The following is a 3,022-nucleotide window of genomic DNA, read 5'->3' on the forward strand; positions in this document are numbered from 1 at the left end:
GCCGGTCCGCACCGGAACCGGTGCCGGCCGCCGACGCGGTCGCCGAGTCCCGACCGGAGGAACCGTCCCCCGTGCTGCCGCAGCGCGTCCCCTCGGAACCGGACGTGCCAGTCGTGCCGGAGCCACCGGCAGTGGAACCGTCCGCCGAGACCCCCGAACTCGCCCGTATCGCCACCCACCTGCGCCGCGACGACGAACCCGCGCCGCTGCGGGAGCGGCCGGAGGGCTTCGACGTCAACGCGATCCTGGACGCGGTCCGGGAGGTGGCGGGCGTACGCGACGCCGCGCTGCGCCGTACCCCGGCCGGCGCGCACAGCCTCCGGCTCGACCTGGCCGACGGTGCCGACCCGGCCGAGGTGAGCCGCCTGGTGGCCCGGCTGCTCCAGGAGCGGATGGGCCTGGCCGCCGCCCCGCAGAACCTGCCCGGCGCACCCGCCGTGCCGCCGCCGGCCCCGCTGCGCCGCCGGTCGAACCGGCTGGACCGCTCCGGTGAGACGCGCGCCGGCGAGCCCCGGGTGCCCGGCGCGCAGTCCGCGCCGGGCCAGGCCCGCACGGATGAGACCCGTGCCGCGCAGTCCGAGCCGGCCGAGGCCCGCACCCAGGCGCTCCGCACCGGTGACGAGACGGGCGGGGACGAGATGCCGGCGCGCACCGGCGCGGCACGTCCGGCCGCGAACCGCTCCGGCGACGCAAGGTTCGGCGCCGATCGCGCCCCGCGTCCGGCCGAGGCGCCCGGTGACGGCGACGAGCCGCCGCGCCGCCGCCGGCAGGCGACCCACCGGGGCCGGGCCGCGGTGGACGAGACGTCGCTGGCCTCCGCGCCGACCGGCACGTCCACCGGCAGCCCGGTCACGCTCGGTACGTCGTACTCCGGTGGGCAGATGACCACGACGGAGACCGCGCCGTCGCGACCACTGGACACCGGCGGCTTGCCGGGGCCCCGGGTGGTGATCGAGCACGTCCTGGTGAGCACGTTCGGCCTGGACGCCACCACCGAGGTCCGCCTGGTCGCGGGCGACCGGACGGCCGAGGGGCACGCGACCGGCCCGGCGGTCGACGGGTACGTGCTGCGGCTCTGCGCGGTGGCCGCGGCCGCCGCGGTGGACGAGTTGCTCGGCCGGGGCGTCCCGTCCGGCGAGCGGGGCCGGTGCTTCGTGGAGCACGCAGCAGTGGTGCCGTTCGGCAACTGCGAGGTCGCGACAGTGGTGGTGCTGCTGGTCTGCGACGGCTGGGTGGAGCAGCTGGCCGGTTCGGCGCTGGTGGCCGGTGATCCCCGGCAGGCGGTCGTGCGGGCCACGCTCGCGGCGGTGAACCGGCGGCTGGAGGCGCTGCTCTCCTGAGCCGGTGTGCGGTACGGCCCGTGCGGGGGAGACTGGAGACATGAAACGTGCCGCACTCTGGCCGGAGCACAGACTTCCCGCACACCACGTCCCGCCGCCCTGGCCGGGCCGGCACGTACGCCTCGACGGCACGCTCGTGCACGTCCGCGAGACACCGGCCAGCGGTCCCGGCGCGGAGCCCGCGCTGTACGTGCACGGCCTCGGCGGGTCGGCGCAGAACTGGACCGACCTGGCCGGTCTGCTCGCGGACCGGCTCGACGGTCAGGCGATCGACCTGCCCGGGTTCGGGCGCAGCGAGCCGGGGCCGCGCTACACGATCCCGGCCTTCGCCGAGCGGGTGATCCGCTGGATCGAGCACAGCGACCGCGGGCCGGTGCACCTGTTCGGCAACTCGCTCGGCGGCGCGATCTCGGTCCGGGTGGCGGCGCTGCGCCCCGACCTGGTCCGCACGCTCACCCTGGTCTCGCCCGCCCTGCCGTTCCTCGACTTCCGGCGCTCGTTGCAGGGGCGGATGCTCCCGCTGCTGGCGATCCCCCGGGGCGAACGGCTGGCCGCCTGGCGGCTGGCCCAGTTCAGCCCGGAGGTGACGGCGCAGCAGGTGATGGAGGCGTGCGTGGCGGACCTGACCCGGATCAGTGAGCAGCGCCGGCAGGAGGCGATCGACGAGATCCGCGTCCGGTACGAGGCGGCCCACTACGCCGCCGCGTACGTGCGGACGTTCCGGGGCCTGGTCGGCAGCTTCCTGCGTTCGTACCTGCCGGGGGAGGGCGCGCTCTGGCGGCAGGCGGCGGTGGTACGGGCGCCCACGCTGGTGGTGGGCGGGCGGCAGGACCGGTTGGTCGACGTGCGGGTGGCGCCGCAGGCGGCCCGGGTCATCCCGGACAGCCGGCTGCTGATGCTCGACGGCGTCGGGCACGTGGCCCAGCTGGAGGTGCCGCGGACCGTGGCGCGGGCGGTGCTGGGGCTGCTCGCCGAGGCGGAGCCGGGGCAGGCTACGGACGCGACGCCGGGCGTGTCGCCGGGGGACGCGCCGGGAGCTGGTCTGCCGGAACGGGAGAATGCGCAGGCCACAGCGCTGGCCGTCGGTACGGGGGAGAGCGGATCGGAGCGTGACATGGCAGGCTGAGCCGGATGCCCAGCTCCCGCCGTCCTCGTGCAGCCCGATCCCGTTCCTCGTTCCGTCACTGGCGCACCGCGCTCGTGGTCTGCGCCTTCGTCGCCGCCGCCGCGGTCGGTGTCGGCGTGGCGGTGCAACTGCCGTCGGCGGGCGCGGGGACTCGGGTCACCGACGGGTTCGTCGCCCAGCCTCCGCCCCCCACGCAGGCGCCGTCCACGCCGAGCATCTCGCCGCCGCCCACGGTGACGCCCAGCTCGCCGGCCGCGCCGGTGCTGACGCTGTCCGGCCCGGGGCCGGCGAAGGGCCGGGGCAGCTTCGCCTACGACGAGCGGAGCAGCGGCGTGCTCGGCCGCGCGGGGACGCTGCGCCGATACCGGGTGGCGGTGGAGAACGGCTCCGGCGAGGAGGTCCGCGACTTCGGCGACGCGGTGCAGCGGGCCCTGGCCGGCCCGGGCAGCTGGGTCGACGGCGGCAAGCTGCGGTTGCAGCGGGTCGGCTCGGGCGACCGGTACGACTTCACGATCTACCTGGCCACCCGGCACGACGCTGTCGCTTATACAGATCT

General features: G+C 76.6%; 2 protein-coding genes and 1 pseudogene. All 3 read left to right on the forward strand.

Going from position 1 to position 3,022, the window contains the following annotated elements; translation table 11 throughout:
* Positions 1-1,340: pseudogene (locus tag F8279_RS29460) on the forward strand (hypothetical protein); the annotation flags it as partial.
* 40 nt (positions 1,341-1,380) lie between these two features.
* On the forward strand, positions 1,381-2,466 hold the full coding sequence (locus F8279_RS29465; RefSeq protein ID WP_225853455.1) for an alpha/beta fold hydrolase: 1,086 nt from the start codon (positions 1,381-1,383) through the stop codon (positions 2,464-2,466).
* A 5-nt stretch (positions 2,467-2,471) separates the two neighbouring features.
* Positions 2,472-3,022: DUF3152 domain-containing protein (locus F8279_RS29470; protein ID WP_151501689.1), on the forward strand; the 551-nt coding region annotated here is incomplete at its 3' end.

The organism is Micromonospora sp. AMSO1212t (assembly GCF_008868145.1).
Taxonomy (GTDB): domain Bacteria; phylum Actinomycetota; class Actinomycetes; order Mycobacteriales; family Micromonosporaceae; genus Micromonospora; species Micromonospora tulbaghiae.